Source organism: Frankia sp. AiPs1, assembly GCF_023716945.1.
Classification (GTDB): domain Bacteria; phylum Actinomycetota; class Actinomycetes; order Frankiales; family Frankiaceae; genus Frankia.
The window spans coordinates 1-1,008 of the sequence record NZ_JAMQQF010001035.1 but is presented as its reverse complement, the minus strand read 5'-3'; the positions used below and the strand labels follow the sequence as shown (position 1 = coordinate 1,008).

At 78.2% G+C, this 1,008-nt stretch carries 1 protein-coding gene; it reads left to right on the top strand.

The genetic code is table 11. The features are described from left to right. Nucleotides 1-115: 115 nt before the first annotated feature. Nucleotides 116-1,008: SGNH/GDSL hydrolase family protein (locus ND748_RS32690; protein WP_251750116.1), on the top strand; the 893-nt coding region annotated here is incomplete at its 3' end.

Below are 1,008 nucleotides of genomic sequence, written 5' to 3'. Positions count from 1 at the left end.
CGGTGGCGTCCGGCGCGTCGGCGGCGAGCGACGCCAGCCGGCCGGGTGCGGGCGCCGCGGGCGGGGATCGATCGCCGGTGGACGCGCCACCCGTCGGTGGCCGGAGGGGGGAGCGATGATCGGGCGAGGCCGGTTGCTGCTGTCGGCGGGGGCCGCGGGCAGCGGTGCGTTCGTGGGGGCGGGCGTCGGGGTGTGGCGCCTGGCGCTGTACCAGGGCGGTGCGGCCGATGGCCGGGTGCGGCCGCTGACCACCCCCGCGCCGCCGGTGCGTGAGTACTACGGCAACCCGACGCATCCGCCGTTCACCCTCGGGATCCTCGGCGACTCCAGCGCCCAGGGCACCGGTGTGCACGACTACGACGACACCCTCGGCGGCTGGCTGGCCCGGGCCCTCGCCGCCGACCGCGGTTCAAACCGCGACCGCCGGTCCGACCGCGACCGCGACCGCGGCTCCGACCGCGGCGGTGGTCACGGTGACGGCGGTGGCGGCGGTGGCGGGCACGGTGGTGGCGATGGCGGTCGGCACGTGCGGGTCGTCAGCGCCGCCCGTGACGGCGCCCGTGCCGTGCACCTCGCCGCCCAGGTCGCCCGGATCGCGCCCGCCGCACCCGACCTGGCCGTCATCTCCATCGGCGTCAACGACATCCGCAATCGCACCTCGCCGGCGGCCGCCGCCCGCCACCTCGCCGGTGCCGTGACCGACCTGCGCCGCGGCGGCGCCCACGTGATCGTCGGCACCACGCCCGACCTGAGCGTCATCTCCGCGGTCCGGCCCCCGCTGCGCGAGGTCCTCTGGCTGCTCGGCCTGCTGCTCGAACGGGCCCAGACGCCCGCGGTCGCCGCGGCCGGCGGCACGCCGGTGACCCTGCGAACCGCCGTGTCACGGCGCTTCGGCGCCGACCCGACGCTGTTCGCCCCCGACGGTCTGCACGCCTCCGCGCGGGGCAATGCCCTCATCGGCGCCCATCTGCTGGCCGCCTACCGGCTTGCCGCGCCGCTCACCGGGGC